The 18,992-nt window shown below is 56.9% G+C and carries 19 protein-coding genes and 2 tRNA genes; 6 read left to right on the top strand and 15 right to left on the bottom strand.

The window, feature by feature from the left end; translation table 11 throughout:
• Positions 1–28 precede the first annotated feature (28 nt).
• On the bottom strand, positions 29–1,867 hold the full coding sequence (locus tag L21_RS13215) for an AMP-binding protein (protein ID WP_256713221.1): 1,839 nt from the start codon (positions 1,865–1,867) through the stop codon (positions 29–31).
• Between the two features lie 166 nt (positions 1,868–2,033).
• On the opposite strand from L21_RS13215, the gene L21_RS13210 reads away from it, so the two are divergent.
• Positions 2,034–2,882, top strand: coding sequence for an SDR family NAD(P)-dependent oxidoreductase (locus L21_RS13210; RefSeq protein WP_074370914.1), 849 nt, complete (start codon positions 2,034–2,036; stop codon positions 2,880–2,882).
• 33 nt (positions 2,883–2,915) lie between these two features.
• Entirely contained in the window at positions 2,916–3,092 is a 177-nt protein-coding gene (locus tag L21_RS14265; protein ID WP_178377737.1) for a hypothetical protein, read from the top strand.
• Between the two features lie 15 nt (positions 3,093–3,107).
• Here L21_RS14265 and L21_RS13205 read toward each other — a convergent pair whose 3' ends face one another.
• The 9 genes from L21_RS13205 to L21_RS13165 form a co-directional block, all read right to left on the bottom strand.
• Positions 3,108–3,500 carry a nucleotidyltransferase domain-containing protein gene (locus L21_RS13205; protein WP_143727317.1) on the bottom strand — a complete coding sequence of 131 codons (393 nt, stop codon included), beginning with the start codon at positions 3,498–3,500 and terminating at the stop codon, positions 3,108–3,110.
• Complete coding sequence (hepT, locus tag L21_RS13200) at positions 3,485–3,907, bottom strand: type VII toxin-antitoxin system HepT family RNase toxin (protein ID WP_074370912.1); 423 nt, start codon at positions 3,905–3,907, stop codon at positions 3,485–3,487. Before hepT ends, L21_RS13205 begins: the two co-directional genes overlap by 16 nt.
• Positions 3,908–4,046: 139 nt before the next feature.
• Positions 4,047–4,325, bottom strand: coding sequence for a ferritin family protein (locus L21_RS13195; RefSeq protein ID WP_256713220.1), 279 nt, complete (start codon positions 4,323–4,325; stop codon positions 4,047–4,049).
• A gap of 119 nt (positions 4,326–4,444) precedes the next feature.
• On the bottom strand, positions 4,445–6,121 hold the full coding sequence (locus tag L21_RS13190; RefSeq protein WP_074370911.1) for a bifunctional metallophosphatase/5'-nucleotidase: 1,677 nt from the start codon (positions 6,119–6,121) through the stop codon (positions 4,445–4,447).
• A 143-nt stretch (positions 6,122–6,264) separates the two neighbouring features.
• Positions 6,265–6,702 (bottom strand): FKBP-type peptidyl-prolyl cis-trans isomerase, encoded by a 438-nt coding sequence (locus tag L21_RS13185; RefSeq protein WP_074370910.1) that lies wholly within the window; start codon positions 6,700–6,702, stop codon positions 6,265–6,267.
• Between the two features lie 108 nt (positions 6,703–6,810).
• Positions 6,811–7,140 carry a HepT-like ribonuclease domain-containing protein gene (locus L21_RS13180; protein WP_256713222.1) on the bottom strand — a complete coding sequence of 110 codons (330 nt, stop codon included), beginning with the start codon at positions 7,138–7,140 and terminating at the stop codon, positions 6,811–6,813.
• A 12-nt stretch (positions 7,141–7,152) separates the two neighbouring features.
• Positions 7,153–7,482: a nucleotidyltransferase family protein gene (locus L21_RS13175; RefSeq protein ID WP_178377736.1), complete on the bottom strand. Its 330-nt coding sequence runs from the start codon at positions 7,480–7,482 to the stop codon at positions 7,153–7,155.
• Between the two features lie 137 nt (positions 7,483–7,619).
• Positions 7,620–7,692, bottom strand: a tRNA-Thr gene (locus L21_RS13170).
• A gap of 80 nt (positions 7,693–7,772) precedes the next feature.
• The gene (locus tag L21_RS13165) at positions 7,773–8,504 is read right to left on the bottom strand and encodes a sugar phosphate isomerase/epimerase family protein (protein ID WP_074370907.1); all 732 of its coding nucleotides are present in this window, start codon (positions 8,502–8,504) and stop codon (positions 7,773–7,775) included.
• A 172-nt stretch (positions 8,505–8,676) separates the two neighbouring features.
• Between L21_RS13165 and L21_RS13160 the strand changes: the two genes are divergently transcribed.
• The 4 genes from L21_RS13160 to L21_RS13145 all read left to right on the top strand — a co-directional run bounded on the left by L21_RS13160 (position 8,677) and on the right by L21_RS13145 (position 12,054).
• Positions 8,677–9,852 carry a tetratricopeptide repeat protein gene (locus tag L21_RS13160; RefSeq protein ID WP_074370906.1) on the top strand — a complete coding sequence of 392 codons (1,176 nt, stop codon included), beginning with the start codon at positions 8,677–8,679 and terminating at the stop codon, positions 9,850–9,852.
• A gap of 56 nt (positions 9,853–9,908) precedes the next feature.
• Positions 9,909–10,835: a radical SAM protein gene (locus L21_RS13155; RefSeq protein ID WP_074370905.1), complete on the top strand. Its 927-nt coding sequence runs from the start codon at positions 9,909–9,911 to the stop codon at positions 10,833–10,835.
• 63 nt (positions 10,836–10,898) lie between these two features.
• Complete coding sequence (hypD, locus tag L21_RS13150; protein ID WP_074370904.1) at positions 10,899–11,930, top strand: hydrogenase formation protein HypD; 1,032 nt, start codon at positions 10,899–10,901, stop codon at positions 11,928–11,930.
• 52 nt (positions 11,931–11,982) lie between these two features.
• Positions 11,983–12,054 (top strand) — tRNA-Arg (locus L21_RS13145).
• A 501-nt stretch (positions 12,055–12,555) separates the two neighbouring features.
• Here the strand turns inward: L21_RS13145 and L21_RS13140 are convergent.
• The 5 genes from L21_RS13140 to ercA form a co-directional block, all read right to left on the bottom strand.
• Positions 12,556–14,484: a DUF3732 domain-containing protein gene (locus L21_RS13140; protein WP_083609060.1), complete on the bottom strand. Its 1,929-nt coding sequence runs from the start codon at positions 14,482–14,484 to the stop codon at positions 12,556–12,558.
• Positions 14,481–14,960 carry a three component ABC system middle component gene (locus L21_RS13960; protein ID WP_143727315.1) on the bottom strand — a complete coding sequence of 160 codons (480 nt, stop codon included), beginning with the start codon at positions 14,958–14,960 and terminating at the stop codon, positions 14,481–14,483. The genes L21_RS13140 and L21_RS13960 overlap by 4 nt, the downstream gene beginning before the upstream one ends.
• Entirely contained in the window at positions 14,957–16,129 is a 1,173-nt protein-coding gene (locus L21_RS13955) for a hypothetical protein (protein ID WP_143727314.1), read from the bottom strand. The genes L21_RS13960 and L21_RS13955 overlap by 4 nt, the downstream gene beginning before the upstream one ends.
• A gap of 520 nt (positions 16,130–16,649) precedes the next feature.
• A complete protein-coding gene (locus tag L21_RS13130; protein WP_074370901.1) occupies positions 16,650–17,783 on the bottom strand; it encodes a PAS domain S-box protein in 1,134 nt (377 codons plus the stop codon).
• The gene (gene ercA / locus L21_RS13125; protein ID WP_074370900.1) at positions 17,773–18,912 is read right to left on the bottom strand and encodes an alcohol dehydrogenase-like regulatory protein ErcA; all 1,140 of its coding nucleotides are present in this window, start codon (positions 18,910–18,912) and stop codon (positions 17,773–17,775) included. The genes L21_RS13130 and ercA overlap by 11 nt, the downstream gene beginning before the upstream one ends.
• Positions 18,913–18,992 lie beyond the last annotated feature (80 nt).

Here is an 18,992-nt window from a genome sequence, read left to right as displayed (position 1 = left end):
AAAAAAAAGAAAACACCGGGAGCCCCGCTCAGCTCCCATTATTGCTCTTGCGCAGTTCCTGGTCCCGCAGGACGTTCCTCTGGATCTTGCCGGATATCGTCTTCGGGAGTTCCTGGACGAACTCGATCAGCCGTGGGTACTTGTACGGGGCGGTGGTGTTCCGGACATGGGCCTGGAGTTCCTTGACCAGCGATTCGGACGGCTGATAGCCGGGTTTTAAAACGATAAAGGCCTTGACGACCATCCCGCGGATGAGGTCGGGCGACCCGACGACCGCCGACTCCTGGACGGCCGGGTGCTCCATGAGGGCGCTCTCGACCTCGAACGGCCCGATCCGGTAGCCGGACGACTTGATGACGTCGTCGCTGCGTCCGATGAACCAGAAGTAGCCGTCCTCGTCCATACGCGCCTTGTCGCCGGTGTAGTAATACCCGTTCTGGAACGACTCCCGGTTCGCCTCGGGGTTGTCCAGGTACTCCACGAAGAGCCCGACCGGCCGGGGGTCGAGTTTGACCGCGATCCGCCCCTCCTCCCCGGCGCCGACCCGGTTGCCGTCGTCGTCGTGGAGCTCGATATGCCAGCCCGGAGCGGGCCTTCCCATGGATCCGGGTTTGTGCTTCATGCAGGGGAACGTCGCGATGCAGCAGACGGTCTCCGTCTGGCCGTATCCCTCGTAGATGGGCTCGCCGGTGCCGTCCTCCCAGACGCGGATCACCTCGGGGTTGAGCGGCTCCCCGGCGCTGCAGCAGTGCCGCAGGTCGCGGAAGTCGAACTTCTCGAGGTCGGCAAGGATCAGCATCCGGTAGACCGTCGGCGGCGCACAGAACGTGGTCACCTCGTACTTCTCGATCAGCGGAAGGAGCTCGGTCGCGCCGAACTTCCCCCGGATATCGTAGACGAAGATGCAGGCCCCGGCGATCCACTGGCCGAATATCTTGCCCCAGGCGCACTTCGCCCACCCGGTATCGGAGAAGGTCAGGTGCAGGTCGTTCTCCGTGACGTCCTGCCAGAGCGAGGCGGTGATGATGTGCCCGAGCGGGTAGGAGTGGTCGTGCAGCACCATCTTGGCTTCGCCGGTGGTGCCCGAGGTGAAGTAGATCAGCATCGGGTCGGTCGATCTCGTCCTCTTTGCGACCGGCATACTGACCTTGTGGTGCGATACCGGCGCGGGATACTCGAGTTCGTGCAGGTAACTCGCCCAGCCCTCCCGCTCCCCGTCCACGAGGAAGAGGGTGTCGAGCAGCGAGCAGGAATCGGCGACCTCATCGATCTTCTCGGCGTTCTCGCAGTTGGTGATGATCATCCGGAACTTCCCGGCCTTGATGCGGTATTTGATATCTTTCGGGGTCAGCATCGTCGGGCAGGGGCAGAAGACCGCGCCGAGTTTGATGAGCGCGATGACAAAGATCCACCATTCCGGGACACGCGGGAGCATCAGCATCACCCGGTCGCCCTTCTTGATGCCGTATTTGAGGAGGATGTTAGCGGCGCCGTTGGAGAGATACCGCAGATCGCGGAAGGTGTATTTCTTCTCGTTTCCCTCCTGGTCGACCCAGATCATCGCCAGTTTGTTCCGGTCGGTCTCGGCCCACCGGTCGATCACGTCGTAGCCAAAGTTGAACTGATCGGGGACGTCGATCCTGAAGTTGGCGCAGGCGGCCTCGTAATCGGTCATGTTCGGCTCACGGGTGTTTGCAGGCTGTACCCCCGCGGGAACCGCGGTCTGCACGCCTTTCGCGGATGCACCGTTGAGGTACTTCGTGCAGAGGTCGTTGAGCCATTCCGACCGGGACATATCCCGGTATTCGCGTATCCTGTCGATTGCTTTCACGAGGTCGTCATCCATCGTGACCGAGTATCGCACCATACAGTACAGGTTTGTGGTGCAGCATATCACCTTTTTGATTCTCACCGCACCGCCGTCCGGGAAACCAGCCCCTCTTCGGTGCGCCGCCGCAAGGGATGTGCCGCGGAGCGCACCAACTTCGCGCACCGCCACGTTCAAATAGAGCGGGCATACACCCGGACCGCGTATGGCGGAGCGGACCATCCTCGTCACGGGCTCGACGGACGGTATCGGGAAGGCGACCGCAGACGCGCTCTCCCGGCAGGGCCACCGCGTGCTGCTCCACGGCAGAAACCCCGGGAAGGGCAGGAAGGTTCTTGCCGAACTGGAGACTGCCACCGGTTCCGGCCGGCTCGATCTCTTCACCGCCGACCTCTCGGTGCAGGAGCAGGTCAGGGGCCTTGCGGAGGAGGTCGCCGGGGCATACGACCGGCTCGACGTCCTCGTCAACAACGCCGGGGTCTTTATGCCGGAGCGGGCGGTTGCTCCCGGCGGGATCGAGATGACGTTCGCCGTGAACTTCCTCGCGCAGGTCCTGCTTACCCACGAACTCCTCGGGCTCCTTGAGCGGAGCGCTCCGGCACGGATCGTCAACGTCGCGTCGATCGCTCACCGGAGCGTGCGGTCGGTCGACTGGGATAACCTGCCGGGATTTCCGGACTACGACGCCTACGACGCCTACGCAGTATCCAAGTTGGGGGTCGTCGCCTTCACCGCCCGGCTCGCCCGGACGCTCGAGGGGACGGGGGTGACGGCGAACTGCCTCCACCCGGGGGTGATCGAGACGAAACTCCTCCGGGCGTATACCCACGGCAGGGACGGCGGTGCACCGCCGGAGAAGGGGGCGGAGGTAGAGGTGCGCCTCGCCCTCTCCCCGGATGCCGGGGCGGTGAACGGCGGCTACTTCGAGGAGAACCGGTGGAAGCGGCCGTCGCCCCTCGCCCTCGATGCGGGGGTGCAGGACCGGTTCTGGGAGATGGGGAGCAGCCTCACCGGGGCGGTACGGTGGGCCGACCCGAAAGCATATGCACGATGAGGGCGAGCGAGCACCACCCGGAGGGAGAGCAGCATGGCAAAACGCAAGTTGAAAGGCGAAGAGAAGGCAGAGACGAAGGAGCACTGGTGCGAGATCTGCGGGGCGGCCTGCGACGAGATCACCGAAGAGAACTACCCGGACCTCGAGAAGGCGCGGACGCTCTGTCCGGACTGCAGGAAGTCCTACGAGGAGTCCTGCAGGATCAGGTGACGGACGGGAAAAACTTCATGACCGGACGCGGCGGAGCAGATCCCCCGGTGAGACCGGCACCTGCCGGTGCTTCATGTCGCGCCAGACGGCAAGTTGCCGGTACAGCCAGTAGTCCAGATCGTCCGGATTGTCGGCATAGAGCACCGTATGCGCCTCAAGAACCGCGCCCCTGAGGTACCAGGGGATCTCGTCGAAGATGACGATATCGTAGCGCTCTCCCGCCGTGAGCATCCGCCCATAAACCGGAGCGCGGTCGGCGCTCTCGTGCAGGATGAGGCAGATGTCGATATCCGACCGCTCGTCTGAGTAGCCTTTGACGTGCGACCCGTAGATGAGGATGCCCCTGATGGACGGCAGCACCTCACGGAAGTGTTCGAGGAGTCCTGTGCCGGTTATCTGTGGAGCCACGTGAGTATCACCCCGGAAAATTCGCGCAGGGTTTCGGTGAGCCGTGCGATTGAGGCATACGCTATCCGGTCGTTGACGCCGTCGTATTCATGGACCAGTCGGTTCCGGAGCCCGTTTGCCTCCTTCAAGGCTTTGCCGAGATCCGCCGAAACGATCTCCCGTTCGACCAGGTAGTCGACGTTGCTGTAGTCGTCCTGCGCCGAAGAGTCCAGGCTGCGCCTCATGAGGGCGCAGATGTCGGCCGCAGCTTCGACCGCTTCCTGGAACTCCTTGTACATTGCCTTCCTGAGTATTCTGTCGGTGAGGATCTCTTCGGAGAAGTGCAGATCGATAAACTCCACCCGGTCGATCAGCATTTCGCATTTCTGCACCACCCTCTCCGCGATCGTCTGGGTGTGAGTTGCCATCGCTGAAGTTTCACCCGAAGTCGTATTTGAGTGTATGCATTTGCGGGAAGCATCGTAACAACCGGCTCTGACAGGCGGGGTTTCCGGCGCCGGATGCGATTGCCGGCAAACCCCTCGCGAATCCACGCCGGGGGGTAGATCACTTCCCGCCTTTCTTCAGTTCCTCGATCATCTCCTCGACTTCTTCGTAGCCGTGCCGGTAGAACTCCTCTTCGGCGGGCTCAAGTTCCCGGAGCAGCCGCAGAAACTCTCCCGCGTGCTCTTTCTCCTCGTCCGCGATATCGCGCATCACCTTCCGGACCAGCGGATCGTCGGTCGACTCGGCGATCTGGTTGTAGAACTGGATCGCCTCGTACTCGGCGGCGATCGAGAACCGGATCGTTCTGATGAGTTCTCCCCGGTCCAGTTGGCGCTCCATACGGTTCCCGGAGAACGGCTGTGCAAATTCAGGCATCCCGGATGACCTCCGGCGGCCCATGGGAAGAGGCGTTATTTATAGGTTGGGCAGGTTGCCGCCCGCGGTGAACGGACAACCCTTCACACTGCCTTCACGATCCGCCCCTCCGGCTTCACGTCCACCGGGTCCGGGAGGGATTCCGTATACGCGACCAGGGCATCGACGTCGTACGGGCCGTTGACGATATTCGTCCCGTTCATGAAGACGGTATACCGGTCGCCGCCGGTCGCGAGGAAGTCGACCATCGCCGTCGTGTACTCCCCGTTCGGGTCGAGCGCGGTGCCGTTCACCAGGACCTCGACGATCCTGTAGCCCAGGGGCTTTCTCTCGTCGAAGGTGTACGTCAGTCCGGATACGGCGAGGTTGTGGGGCGGTAACGGCGCCTCCCACTGCCGCTCCAGGACGTTCCGGACCTGTTCTCCCGTCAGGGTCATCGAGAGGACCGTCGACGAGAACGGCTGCACCGCATACAGGTCGCCCCGGGTGACGTTCCCTTTCGCGATCTCCGCCCGGAGCGAGCCGGTGGTGACGAACGCGATATCGGCGCCCATCGCCGCCCGCTGGCTGTCGGCGACGAGGTTGCCGAGGGCGGATTCGCCGGCATCGGTCTGCAGCCGCGTGATCTCGGTAGAAGTGGTCGTTATGACCCGGCCCGTCAGCGGTTCGACCGCTGCTTCGCAGGCCTCAAGCAACGATTGGGCTTCCGGGTCGGGGCTGGTGCCGTTTCTGTACGCCGGGACGATCCGTGCCGACGTATGGGTGACCTCGCCGGTGAGGGGATCGATGACGATATCGACGTCGGCAAACGCCCTGCCGTAACTGTACGCCTGCGCCACCAGCACCGGGTTTTGGCCGGCGTTCTCCAGGTAGGCGTTGGTGAACGCATGGGTGTGGCCCGAGAGGACGACGTCCACGTCCGCATCAAGGCCGGCGACGATCCCGGCGACCCTGCCGGTGACGTTCTCCCCCTCCCGGGTCGGGCCGTCGTAGGGCTCCTGCCGCCCGCCCTCGTGGAGGAGGACGACGATCGCGTGAACTCCCTGCTGCTGGATCTCCGGAACGTAGCGGTTGATCGATTCGGCCTCGTCTTCGAAGCGGACTTCCTCGATGTTGATCGCCTTCTGGATCGAGGGCGTCTCGACGGTCGTGGCGCCGATGAACGCGATCTTTGCACCGCCGGCGTCGCGGATGGTGTAAGGGGCGGCGAGAAGGGTGCCGTTCGTCTTCCAGGCCACGTTCGAAGAGACGTACTCCGCCGCCGCGCCCGGGTAGGGGTCTACCGGGCGGGCGAGAGCCGCCGTGCCGTTCCCGCCGCGAACCATCCGCAGCAGTTCGTCCGTGCCCCGGTCGAACTCGTGGTTGCCGAAGGTCGCGATCATCCCCGGGCAGTCGTCCGCGAGGCCGTTGAAGAAGAGCACGGCGGGTTCGTCCAGCAGCAGCCCGGACTCGGGCGGCGACGCCCCGACGACGTCCCCGGGGAGTGCGATGAACGTAGTTGTGTCGTCCGCCGTCGCGCACCTGAGATACGACGCAAGCACCGGCGCGCTCCCGGCCGGTTCGCCGTTGAGGTTCTGCCCGTCGGGGAGCTGCCCGTGGAAGTCGTTGACCGCGAGGATCCGAACATGCACCGGTTCGGGATCCGGGGAGAAGTATCCCGAGAGTACGATGGGGGCGAGAACGACGGCAAGAAGAACCAGTAATCCGATGATCGCCTGCCGCCGGGGCGATCCGGCGCTTGTGGGCGATCCGGCTGTCATGAAAAGAGGTCTTCCCGCACGGGATAAATACCAGCCGGACCAGATCCGGGTGAGAGCGAAGAAACAGGGCGGTTATGCCGCAGGATAGGGATAACGCCCGGCCCGGCGCGGCGGGATCTATCCGGTTGTTCCGGGGCGGCCGCTCAGCCGTCCCGGGGGAGGATCTTCTCGACAGTGATCGTATAGGTGATCGTCTCCCCGGCAAGCGGGTGGTTCGCGTCGACGGTGATTCTTTTATCGTCCACGTCGAGGACGGTCACCAGGCAGGGTTTCCCCATCACCTCGACTTTGACGAACTCTCCGACAACCGGTTCGTGGTCGAGTTTCAGTTTCGTGCGCTTTATCGTGACCACGAGTTTCCTCCGGAACTTCCCGTAGGCCTTCTCCGGGGGCAGCACCACGGTCACCGTCTCGCCCGGTTCTCTTCCGATCAGCGCCTCCTCAAAGAGGGGATTGATCTGGTTCGCCCCGAGGGTGACCCGCACCGGCTCGCCCGAACGGGTATCCTCGAAGACCTCGCCGTCGGGGCGGGTGCTGGTGAAGTGCAGGAGCAGGGTATCTCCATCCGTCACGGGTGCCATAGGTGCCTGATCGGTTTGCCGGGCAGGGGTTTAATTCATTGGGAGCGCAGCGGATCCCGGAGCATGCCCCTGAATGGGCCCTGTTAAAACTCCCCATTGTAGAAGTTTTTATTCCCAGTCGGTGAGAATATCTCCAATTTGCTGGTGCAGAATAGGTATTTCTACAGTTGCCAGAGTCCAGACATATTTCAGATTCACGCCAGGATAATCATGGATCAGCCTGTCGCGAAGTCCTGAGATTTTTCTCCATGGAATACCCGGATATTCATCCCGGAAGTCATCCGGAACATGTTTTGCAGCTTCCCCGATAATATCGAAAAATCTGATGATGCCTGCGTTGTACAGCGAATCTTTGAGAAATTCCTCATAACTCATTCGCTCGGTTGCCTTCATGATATTTTCAGATTGCTCGTAAATATCCGCAAGATAATATCGCAACCGCAACTCTGTTCATGCCGTACCTCTCTCAGGCGTACAGAAGATGGCCTCCCTCATCACGCATACGCGGAATCTCTGGCTCATCCACTCAACAGGGACCAGTTCCACTTTTCTCTGGAGCAAATCCTCAAGAAAATCCCCTAAGTCCAGTAGATTCTCGTATGTGTCCATCTCCGGACGGAACGAGTATACGATGTCCACGTCCGATTCCGATGTATCCTCCTCACGCGACACGGAGCCGAAGATACCGATTGTTTCGATACCGTATCTCTCCTGGAGTGTCGGGAGCTCGCGCTCAAGAAGGGCCAGAACCCTTGGCTTGATGGATTGGTATCCCTCCACTATCGATCGCCTCCGGGATTCGCCGATGATAACTCTTAGCCATCACGAGATATGAGGTTTTGCCAGTAGAGAGGGGTTCCTCTCCACGAGTGATGGGATAAAACCAGGATCTAATTTCGAAAAAGGAGTATTATTCAAGCCTCAGGCGAGATTCGAACTCGCGACCTCGTCCTTACCAAGGACGCGCTCTACCGGCTGAGCCACTGAGGCGTGACGCACCAATTATGTTGGAGGTTTACCCTATAAAAGGTTACGGCTGAAACCGGGGAAAGAACCGGGCGGGACCGACCCTATTCGCTCCGTCCGGCGGCGTCGATCGCCGCGAGCGCGGATATACTGGCGGTCACCCCGTCGAAGGTCTCCACCTCGACGATGGGGGTGGCGCCGCTCCTCCGGACGGCCTTCATCACGGCCGAAAAGTCGATCTTCCCGTCCCCAACCGGCGAATGCGTATCTTCGGTGCCGTCGTTGTCGTGGAGGTGGAAGTGCGCCGCCGGGTGGGCAAGGAAACAGTCCAGGCACCCGTTCAGGTTCGCGTGGCCGACGTCGAGCGCGAGCCCGATCCCATCGATGAGCGGCAGGTCGTCGCAGGAGCGCAGGAAGAAGTACTCCCAGTTCCCCATGTTCTCGACGAAGAACGTGACCGAGAGGTCTTCTGCCGCCCCGGTCAGTTCGGAGAGCGACTGCCGGAACCGCTTCACCGCCTGCTCCCGCTCCGCGCTCCACGCATAGTAGCCCGGGTGGATGACCACGTCCGCACCGACCTCGGCGGCGACGGCGAAGGACTGCGTCAGGACCTCGACGCTCGCCCGCCGGATCGGGTCGAGGAGGCTTGCGATATTGACCCCCCGGGACGGTGCGTGGATGAAGTAACGGTACGAGTAACTTTCGAGCGGTTCCGCACTCTCCAGGTAGTGCAGGCCGTCGTCCATCACCTCCACGCAATCGGTGATGGGAGCGAGACGCTCAAGCGCGAGAGAGAGCGGCTCGTGGTGAAGACAGTAGGTGGAGACGCCGAACATACAGAATGTTCCGGCCGGGACAATTAAATAGGTTCGGAACAGGCACCTCCCGGCGTATTGCCGCCGCACCCCCCGGGCGGACCGGATCGCCCCATCCGGCACGAGAAAGCCCTCCGGCGGCAAAAAAGACCAATCCGCATGGTTTATACTATCAACACCACTATGAATAATCATGGCTGACGGCTTCGTCCCGGAGGTTGTTGTCTCGAACCGGCTTGAGAAGGCAAAGGCCGAGATCTTCTCCTACATAGAATCCAACGCCGAAGCCATCGACGAGAACTTCGCCATCTTCTTCGGGAACGTCATCACGATCCTCGACCGTGCGGGTGTTCCCATCACCGACGCAGTCTACGACGAGTTCATCGACGCAATCGTATTCCGGGTCTTTGAGGTCAGCAAACGGGCCGGGGACATGAAGTACCTCAACCGTGCCTGTGAACTCGCCTGCGGGATGAAACGCAGAAAAGAGCGCAAAGCGGGCGTCCACCTTGCCGCCGCCGTCAAACTGATGAAGATGGGGATGCCGCTTGCGGCGACCGTCTTCCTCCAGCCCTACCGCAAGCACGACGCCGCAGTCGGGTGCTGGTACGCCTACTGCTACTACGTCCTCTACAAAGAAGGGTCGGCCGAACCCGGCTACTCGGCCGCGGAACGATGGAACTACCTGAAGGTCGCGCGCCAGTACATGGAGGAACTCGGGCAGTTGCGGCCGGGGCTGCAACGGCTGGTCCGGGGCGAACTCGAACAGGACACGTGGCTTGCCGAACCGTTCTGGGTGATGATCTTCCTTGCGACCGAATGGATCCCCGACAACCGCTGGTTCCTGGAGATCGGGATCGCGCGGAGCAAACAGGAGAAGAACGACGTCGCGCTGGTCAAGATGCTCCAGATCGGCCTCATCCGGTTCCCCGACGACATGTTCTTCTACCGCGAAGCCTACCACCTCAAGTTCGAGCAGGGCGACCTCGCCGACGCGATGGGCCTCATCCGCGACCTGATTCAGAGGTTCCCCGATGACTTCGAACCGATCTACTACGGCCTCCGGACCGCCCTCTACCTCCCGGGCGAGGAGTTCAACGCGTTCCGCAAAACCGCCGAACGGCTGAAGATGCCGGGCCACGTCCTCTGCCTCATCGACTACGCGTATGCCTTCCTCCGGGGAAGACGGGGGCAGGCGACCCTCTGTCTCGACGAGTTTCACCGGAAATACCCGTCATTGAACTACTACTCCGACATGCTCCGGTTCGTCACCGCCGATATCCCCCCGACCGAGAAGGGCGTCAATGCGGCGGTTTTCACCTCGGTCGACCATTTCTGCAAGAAGATGCTCAAGATCGGCGACGCCTGAAGGTGCCGCGATGAGCAGCCTGATAGTCCCTCGCGCCGGATAGTAACGAGGACTTCATGGCATACCGTCATCTCTTCGGCCCGGTCCCCTCCCGGCGGCTGGGCGTCTCGCTTGGGGTAGACCTGGTGCCGCAGAAGACCTGCGCCTACAACTGCGTCTACTGCGAGTGCGGGCGGACGACCGACCTCACCTGCGAACGGCGCGAGTACGTCCCGACCGGCCGGGTCATCGCGGAGCTCGACAACTTCCTCGCGAAGGGGCCGGACCTCGACTATGTCACGTTCGCCGGCTCCGGGGAACCGACGCTTCACTCGGGCATCGGCGAGATCATCGCCTTCATCAAAGACCGCCACCCCCGCTACCGGGTCGCGGTCCTGACGGGGAGCGCGCTCCTCGCGGACCCGGATGTCCGGGCCGCCCTCATGCGGGCCGACCTCGTGGTGCCGTCGCTCGACGCCGTCTCCGAAGAGGTCTTCTCAAGGATCAACCGCCCCTCACCCGGCATCACCGCAGAGCGGGTGCTCGCGGGGCTCCTCGACTTCGCCAGGGAGTACCCCGGCGAGGTCTGGCTCGAGGTCTTCATCGTCCCGGGCATCAACGATACCGAGGAGGAGATCCGGCTCCTGAAGGACGCCGTCGCGGCAATCAATCCCCACCGCGTCCAGGTTAACACCCTCGATCGGCCCGGCACCGATATCCGGGTGAGGCCGGCGGCGCCGGGGAGGCTTGCGCGGATCGCGGCGGTGCTCGGCGGGGAGGTGATCGGGGCGGCCTGCACCGACCGGGCTCTGCCGCCGGTGAGCGGGGATCTCGCAGAGACGATCCTCGCGACCATCCGGCGGAGGCCCTGCACGCCCGGCGACCTCGCCGCACTCCTCGGCATCCGCCCGGCCGAGGTCGCGAAACACCTCAGGGTCCTCGAGTCCGGCGGGCTGATCGAGCCCGTGCGCGAGGAGAGAGGCGTATTCTACCGGCCGGTCTGAGAGAGACCGGTATCGCTACCGGCATAAATATGCCGGAGCGACAAAAGATAGGTATGAGGATTCATGGCGGTTGGTAAGGATATACTCAAGACACTGCACGCGCTCGTCGACCGGGATATCACCCTCATGCACATCTGCGGCACCCACGAGGCGGCGATAGCCCGCGCCGGACTCCGGAGTGTCCTTCCCGAGGGGCTCAAGATCGTGATGGGGCCGGGCTGCCCGGTCTGCATCACGCCGCAGGGCGAGATCGACGCCGCGCTCGACCTGGTGGAGCGGGACTGCACCATCGCCACCTACGGCGACCTGCTGCGTGTCCCGGGGTCGAAGGGATCGCTCGAGTCGAGCGGCGGGGACGTCCGGGTGGTGCAGGGCGTCCACAAGGCGGTGGAGATCGCCCGGAGGGAACCGGACCGGGAGGTCGTCTTCATATCGGTCGGGTTCGAGACCACCGCGCCGACGGTCGCCGCCACGATCCTCTCCCGCCCGCCGGAGAACTTCTCGATCCTCTCGTGCCATCGGCTCGTCCCGCCGGCGATGGCGTGGCTCCTCGCCCAGGGGGAGGCGTCGCTCGACGGGTTCCTCCTCCCGGGGCACGTCTGTGCGGTGATGGGCTACGAGGAGTACGAGCAGTTCCCAGCCCCGCAGGTCGTCGCGGGGTTCGAGCCGGAGGACATCCTCCTCGGCCTCCTGATGGCGGTGCAGCAGGTCCGCGAGGGGGCGCACCGGGTGGAGAACGCCTACCCGCGCGTGGTCACCCGGGAAGGGAATGTCAAGGCGAAACGCCTGATGTACGAGGTCTTCGAGCCGTATGACGTCGAGTGGCGCGGATTCCCGGTGATCCCGGCCTCCGGCCTCCGCCTGAAACCGGAGTTCGAGGGCTACGACGCGCAGAAGAAGTACGATATCGAGATCCGGCACGTGGACAAGCACTCCGCCTGTATCTGCGACAAAGTGCTGCGCGGCATCGCCCGGCCGTCCGACTGCAAACTCTTCGGGAAGGTCTGCACCCCGCGCACCCCTGTGGGCCCCTGCATGGTCAGCCACGAAGGAGCCTGCAAGATCTGGCATCTCTACGAATCGCGGAGGGCATGAACCCGCCCCCTCCGCTGGCCTTTTATACCTTACACAACAATATAATATGGCAGTCTCGGTAGGGTAGTGGATATCCTGAAAGCCTCCGGAGCTTTCGACCCGGGTTCAAATCCCGGCCGGGGCGTTTCTTGTTTTTGGGTTGAAAGCCCGTCAGATTTAAGATTATCGGAGCAGACGGCCATTGCGTGATCCAAGCCGCTGTACGCGGACCCACAACTTGTGACAGGCCTTTTCATCTCATTTCCCTTCCGAGTGAGAAGGTTCCCCTTGTCGGTGCGAAAAGAACTTAGATGCTGGCTGAAGTTCTGACTCCCAGCCATACGAAGCCGATAGATTTTACCGGGGTCACGCACGCCCCGGATGTGGGAGATCGTCCCAGAACCCCTCAGTCAGGAGAGGGACACCCCGCCCCCCAAGTGGCAATACCCAGTGGGAAGCCGTATCAGAAATATGGCTCGGGATTTCGCTTAATTCGCCTAGACTGTACGCAAGAACGTTCTAAGTTATGTGGATCTCCAACCACGAGGCACAGTTGGGATGACTTCAAATCCAACACAAATTAATTGTACAACATAGCCAGATGAGAAGAAATTCTCGAAACTCTCTTGAGTCAAATCAAGGTCGATTAGATCAGCTTTTTTCCCCCTCTCCAGCGTACCCGAACAAAGCTCTCAAAATCACCATCTTTCAAAGATAGTCTATCTGCATGATCGGTCACGATAATTTGCGGCATAAATCCTGACTCATCCTTAATCTCGTTTAAAGTTTCAAGAATTACTTCATAAACTTCTGTGACTTTTTGCAAATCCTTATCATTCCCATGATCAAAGTCCCGATCTGTCGGGAAATACACTTGACTTGGCTGATCAAGGAAAAGGAATGAAGGTACTGAACAATTTTCACGTACTGCAAATTGTTTATGCAATGCTAAAAATAACGAGAGGTGGCAAGCGAGCCAATTTGCACCACTCCCCATTTCAGAAAGTGAAATGCTCTCATTGTTTGGAAGTTTGTGCGAAAAATTGAAATTTCTTGAATCAAGATAGAACTGAGGGGGCCTTAATTCTTCTTCGAAATCTAACTTTGAACAAATTCTATTCATATCAAGAGCGAGGTTCTGTTCGAATCTTGCTCTCAATGATGAATAATCATATTGTTCCAATTCCTTCTTCAGTCTGTCAATCTCATTGGTCAATTCCTCAACTTCTAAATCGGAATCGAAAATGTTGGAATCCCCATAAGTAATATCCAAAGATAACTCTATCAACTGCTTGATCTCGCTTGCTTTAGCTTTTAGATTCAGGCTGTCTGTTTCATTTGTTGATGCTCTCTTTAATAGATCAATCTCGCCATTTAACGTAATAATTTTTTCATTGAGTGCATCTCTTTCTTTCTTCAATCGTTCAACGGTTTTTGAGTTATCGATGGCATAGTTCTTTAATTTTTTAAGGTCTTCAAATAGAGCCGTCCGAGAGCTTTTAACTGCTTCAACTTTCTTGTTTAACGAATCTACTTCTTGGTTGCACAAAGGACACTTAAAGCAACTTTTACTCGATAGCACCTTTGATCGATCCGCCAATTGGAATAAGTCAGTGTTGTAGGATAGAGCATTGCTAGATGCGATATCTAATAATTCTATTTCTGCAGTAACTTTTTGCTTTCTATCTGTCAATTGTTCTCGCTCATGTTCCAATATGATTTTCCTTTTTTCATACTGTCCGAGAATATATGATTTATCATCAAATTCCGGTAAATCTCTTGCAATATCAATAAGATCAGATATACAATTGATGGGTGGGAGTTCTTTTCCAATAACTTGAAAATAGTCTTCAACAAATCTTTTTATCTTATCTTTGGATTTCTCTCTGTTGTTATTGATCCGTTCCATTTCTTTTCGTAAAAAGCGAATTCTTGCTTCTTTTTCATTTAGTTCTCTCTTAATGAGATAGTATTCCCCGTTGACCCACCCCATGAATATTGGGAATTCATCTATAATTCTCTCTTGTTTCTCTCTATCATCAAACCGATAGAACAGAGCATGCTTGTTTGCGATTAGACTTTGATGTTGGAATAGAAACGGGGTCATATTTCTGGGGGAGGCTAGGCCTCTATTAGATCTCGCAGCACCAATTTCTGTAGAAATATCTGGAACATCAAAATTAAAAAAACGACCAATTTCTGCCCTTAAATTTTTTCGAGGAACTGGAACTATAGAATTGAAATACTCTTTTTGGAGGTCATTAACCATTTCTTCTAGAACTTCAACTTTCAAATAAATTTTATTCCAGTTTGGAGATTTTGGCGATTTGCGCCCAATTACAACGAACTTATCCTCAATTTCAAGAACGATAGCAAACATGTCCCCGAAGTCGATGATCTTTCCGCGAGGGATTGTTGATGTCGACGCGAGTAAACAGTAATCAACAATTTCGATCAAAGCGCTTTTTCCGGTTTGGGATACTCCAGTGACGATATTGAGTCCATCGGAGAAAGTGACTCCCCGTTTGTTATTTTCTGTATCAAAGATAGCAATTTCACGAATTTTGCATTTCATGGGACAACCCCTAATTTTAGAAATATGGTCTTATAATCCTCTTTCGCTAGCAATATACCGAGATAGTATGAGGCTTTTTGGAAATCAGAATCAGAGAGATTTGACGATTTTTTATATTTAAGTGGCTTCATTGTTGAAATATAACTATCAATATCTACTCTTTCAACGGTTCCGAGATAAATTAATCCATCACGGGTAATTTTTGAAAAAGAATCAACCCTTTCAGCAAAGTTAATTAAATATTCTTGTTTATCCGTCATTTTTTGTTCGAAAACAGTAAAAAAAGAACTATTTCTATTTGCTTGCTTGAGATTCTTCCTAAGTTCATCCTCAGCGAGGATCGGGAGAACACAGTAGATTAACTCATATTTTAATCCTAGATTATTGTAAGATTTTGCACCACTTATGCATAAGTGTAATATTCTTGAGACCCACTGTGGAGGATAGAAAATATTCAAAAGATCTTCATTATTCATGCGACCTCCCTCGGTAAAAATTGCCAAACAAATTTGCGATCGTTAACAATTTTATGCATCTTCCCGTGCTGATAATACATTTGTATTTCTTGTACGCCGCAAATTTTATGTTTCTCAAAGATTTTACAATCGAAATACAATTCTTTAGATTTTAGGATAGATTTGGGCGTTTGTAGATCTGATTGAACAAGAGTTAATGCATGTCGCTTCTTGTAGTTATCCATCCTTTCTTTCAACTCGGATTCAAAGACATCAATGGATTCTTGCATGGTATAGGCACCCCGTTTTAAAAGTTCCATTGAACTTTTTTCTGCCCGAATAAAATCTATGAAGGCTTTTTGAACTTCACTATCAAGGTCTACTGCTTTTAGTTCAGTTATAAATGGAAATGTTTCGCTTCCGGTATACTTTACATTTTCCAGAATGTCTGGAAATGGTATTTCATCACGACAATAGCGCTGCATATGAGAACGGAGATCACTTAGAAAATCAGAAATTATAATCTCCCATCGGTACTTGTTTTCAATAGCTTTCAATGAAATTACGCCATGTAGATATCGAATGAGTTCCTTCCGATATATTTCCTTTACTACAAAGAAATACTGGTGATCTTTGATCTCCGAAAATATCTCATCTGCTGTTTTTTGCAAATGATAAATCTGTACCCTCTCTAAAATTGCAATTAAGTCCTTTCTTGTATAGGCATCATTAAAATTGTAAATATCCTTTACAAAATCCATTATACCCTTATTTGGATGAACTCTTACAGTTTCAAGGCGATTATATTTTTCTTCACCCGATAGTTCATTCCAGCTACGAAAAATTGAGTCATCTGAAATTCTCGATGTTGTATGCAGTACTAACCTAGTGAATTGGGATAATTTGATCCTATTTCTCACATGGTTCCTTAAAGTTTTCCAAAAATCAGGACTCTGATTAGTCAAAATACTGTCTGAAGCATGGTGTTTTGTTTCAATTGAAGCATCTGAAGTAGCGATGTCGCCAAAACACTCGAGGTATACAATATCTCCAGATCTGGACTCTAGACAATATTGGAGAGCTACTAGTTTTTGATATTCGAATCCAAGCATCGCTAATGTAGCGTCGCTGGAAGAGTATTGGTCTACGCTCTCACTTGTTGCCATATATAATGCCTTATAATATTTCATGATTGTAACCACCTAATGAAATACTTTTCTAAATTTCAGAGTTCGGCCTTATGAAAATCTAGACATATATGCACTGTTAATGATGTTTTAGTAAAATATCCCAAATCCTCAAGACTTTGATACCACTGAATTATCAGTCAGAATGATCCAAGCAAGATCATTCGTCCATTCATTGATGCCTATGATCGCAGGATGGGGACAATTCCACGCCTAAAAAAAAATTCTTAGTTCATCATGTCATTCAATTTGAAGATTCTGAATACCGTGGAGTGGAACACCAAAGGCCGCATGCGAAGATACGAAGATCGTCAAGGTCGCAAAGAGTAACGAAATTGTGAATTTATGGTGACAAAGAACATTAGACGTTAACGTTCACATAAAGCCTTGAAGACTCCCGGCCGGGGCGTTTCTTGTTTTTATGCCTGGTTCCCGCCGGCAGCGTAGCCGCTCGACGCATCATCGTGAAAGCACGGCACGCTCAGGATATGACGATCCCGTTCGCCGGAACCCGCGCCGGCCGTCAGGAATCTTCTTTCACGTTTGAAAAGCGGAAACGGATCTTCCGGGCGGAACTGGAACCGTCGCCGTGCTTCAGCAGGAACTGCCTGACGTTCGCCGACCTGAGCCATCCCCGGTCGAGCTCGGTGATGAAACCGTCAATCCGGCGCGACTCTTCGAGGATCTTCTCTGCAAACGGGTCGTCGATCATCGCCGCATACCCCACGATCACCTGCAGGGGATTCCTGATATGGTCTCCGAGGGTGGCAAACTGCTCGATATTCTTCCCGAGCTGTGCGTAGGTCTCCCGCCTCATCTGCTCGGCGAGGATGCGCTCGGTGATGTCCATGACGATCAGCATGATGCAGAGCGGCTGCCCTGCACCGTTCTGCACGACGCTGCCCGATACCTGGATGTGAAACCGGGAGCCGTCATCTCGCAGCCCGATCGTCTCCTGCACGATCGCATGGTCGTCGAGGAGATGGGCCGTAACCCTCTCCCCGACGGTGGGGTCCACGAAGAACGCCTCCAGATTCCGCCCCGCGATCGCGCCCGCCCCGTCGTAGCCGAACATCGCGACAAAACTCCGGTTGGCATACATGACCGCTCCGGTGGGATCGGCGATGAGGATGCCGTTCGTCGAGGATTCGAGAGCGCTCTCCTTGATCCTGAGCTCCCGCTCGGTGCGGATCCGCTCGGTGATGTCCCGTGCAATCGCGACGATATACCGCTCGCCGCCGAAGGTGACCGACCGGACGGTGATCTCCATCGGGATCTCCGTCCCATCCCGCGATACGAGCGGCGCGATGAAGGTCTGCCGGGATTCGGACGCCATATCGCTGCTCTCCCGGATGAATTCGGCAAACCGGGTCTTCTGCTGCGGCGAGATCAGATCGATGAACGGTTTTCTGAGCAGTTCCTTCTTCGAGTAGCCGAGATACGCACTCACGGACGCGTTGACGTCCGCAAGCATCCCGGTCTCCGCGCGGAGCAGGAATATCGCGTCGTACGTCTGGTCGAGCAGCGCCCGGAACCGCTCGAGTTCGGCAAGCCGGCTCTGCAGTTCGGGATAGTAACTCTTGTGCAGGGAGGTCTCCCCGAGGCCGATGATCTTCTCCCGGAGCGCATCCCGGTCTTCAGGGGCTTCAGAAGGCATGCATATAAATCCGTTCGATCTCGTCGCAGGCGGGGCTGCGCGGGTTGGTTACCATGCAGGGATCGTTGTACGCCGCCGCCGCAAGGGCAGGAATCGCGTCCTCCCGGACGCCGGCCTCGGCGAGGGTCTCGGTGACCCCGAGCGCCCTCCGAAACGCCGCCACCTTCTCCGCCGGAGTCGACTCTCCTCTTCCGACGATCGCGCCAATCCGCTCGTAGCGGTCGGATGCCGCCTCGTAGTTGGCCGCCATCACGTGCTCGAGAAGCAGTGCGTTGCACCGCCCGTGCACAAGGTCGTAGGCTCCCCCGAGGGAGTGCGCCATCGCGTGGACGGCCCCGAGGCTTGCATTGGAGAATGCAAGCCCGGCGTGAAGGCTGGCAAGGAGGGTCGAGAACCGCAGGTCCAGATCGTCCGGCTCCTCAATAGCCGCAGGCAGTGCGCTCGTGATGAGCCGTATCGCCTCGAGGGCATGCACGTCGGTCATCGGGGAACTGGCGTTCGAGACGTAGGCCTCGATCGCGTGGCTGAGGGTATCCATGCCGGTATCCACGGTCAGTTCCCGCGGCATCGTCGTCAGGGGTTCGGGATCGAGCAGGGAGATGTCGGGGACGAGCGTTTTAGAGACGATGGCGATCTTCCGTTTTCGCTCTTCGTCCGTGATGATGGCGAACTGGGAGACGTCGGCGGAACTCCCGGCGGTCGTCGGGATGCAGATGAGCGGCGGCGCCGGGACCGGGACCCGGTCGACGCCCTCGAACGCGAGGATATCGCGCATGTTGGAACTCGCTATCCCGATACCCTTGGCGCAGTCCATCGGGCTCCCCCCGCCGACGGTGACGATGCCGTTGCACTCCTCAGCGAGGTATGCTTCCTTACCCGCCATAACCTGCCGGGAGCGGGGGTTTGACGAGACGGCGTCGAAGACGGTGAACGAGACCCCCGCTTCGGTCAGGCTATCCGCGACGGCCTCCGCCCAGCCGGCGGCTCGGACGCCCGGGTCGGTGACGAGGAGGACATGCCTCATCCCGAAGTTGCGGGCATACCGGCCGGCGAGGCGCAGTGCACCGTGCCCGCAGATAAATTCGGGAGCGACAAATTTTCTCAGGTCAAGCTGGCTTCTCTGGATCATGATTCAATACCGTCCCTGGATCATGATTCGACCCGGTAGTATGCTGGCGACTGAGGGGAGAACTCTTACTCAGCTGTAAG

The organism is Methanoculleus chikugoensis (assembly GCF_900095385.1).
Classification (GTDB): Archaea; Halobacteriota; Methanomicrobia; order Methanomicrobiales; family Methanoculleaceae; genus Methanoculleus; species Methanoculleus chikugoensis_A.
This window is presented reverse-complemented; position numbering and strand designations above follow the sequence as displayed.

Bases quoted from the DNA above. Each gene is read 5' to 3' on its own strand.
- ercA (WP_074370900.1), bottom strand. From the start codon at position 18,912: ATGATCCAGAGAAGCCAGCTTGACCTGAGAAAATTTGTCGCTCCCGAA.
- L21_RS14265 (WP_178377737.1), top strand. From the start codon at position 2,916: ATGGCAAAACGCAAGTTGAAAGGCGAAGAGAAGGCAGAGACGAAGGAG.
- L21_RS13140 (WP_083609060.1), bottom strand. From the start codon at position 14,484: ATGAAATGCAAAATTCGTGAAATTGCTATCTTTGATACAGAAAATAAC.
- L21_RS13130 (WP_074370901.1), bottom strand. From the start codon at position 17,783: ATGCCTTCTGAAGCCCCTGAAGACCGGGATGCGCTCCGGGAGAAGATC.
- hepT (WP_074370912.1), bottom strand. From the start codon at position 3,907: ATGGCAACTCACACCCAGACGATCGCGGAGAGGGTGGTGCAGAAATGC.
- L21_RS13155 (WP_074370905.1), top strand. From the start codon at position 9,909: ATGGCATACCGTCATCTCTTCGGCCCGGTCCCCTCCCGGCGGCTGGGC.
- L21_RS13160 (WP_074370906.1), top strand. From the start codon at position 8,677: ATGGCTGACGGCTTCGTCCCGGAGGTTGTTGTCTCGAACCGGCTTGAG.
- L21_RS13960 (WP_143727315.1), bottom strand. From the start codon at position 14,960: ATGAATAATGAAGATCTTTTGAATATTTTCTATCCTCCACAGTGGGTC.
- hypD (WP_074370904.1), top strand. From the start codon at position 10,899: ATGGCGGTTGGTAAGGATATACTCAAGACACTGCACGCGCTCGTCGAC.
- L21_RS13190 (WP_074370911.1), bottom strand. From the start codon at position 6,121: ATGACAGCCGGATCGCCCACAAGCGCCGGATCGCCCCGGCGGCAGGCG.
- L21_RS13215 (WP_256713221.1), bottom strand. From the start codon at position 1,867: ATGGTGCGATACTCGGTCACGATGGATGACGACCTCGTGAAAGCAATC.
- L21_RS13165 (WP_074370907.1), bottom strand. From the start codon at position 8,504: ATGTTCGGCGTCTCCACCTACTGTCTTCACCACGAGCCGCTCTCTCTC.
- L21_RS13210 (WP_074370914.1), top strand. From the start codon at position 2,034: ATGGCGGAGCGGACCATCCTCGTCACGGGCTCGACGGACGGTATCGGG.
- L21_RS13195 (WP_256713220.1), bottom strand. From the start codon at position 4,325: ATGGAGCGCCAACTGGACCGGGGAGAACTCATCAGAACGATCCGGTTC.
- L21_RS13185 (WP_074370910.1), bottom strand. From the start codon at position 6,702: ATGGCACCCGTGACGGATGGAGATACCCTGCTCCTGCACTTCACCAGC.
- L21_RS13955 (WP_143727314.1), bottom strand. From the start codon at position 16,129: ATGAAATATTATAAGGCATTATATATGGCAACAAGTGAGAGCGTAGAC.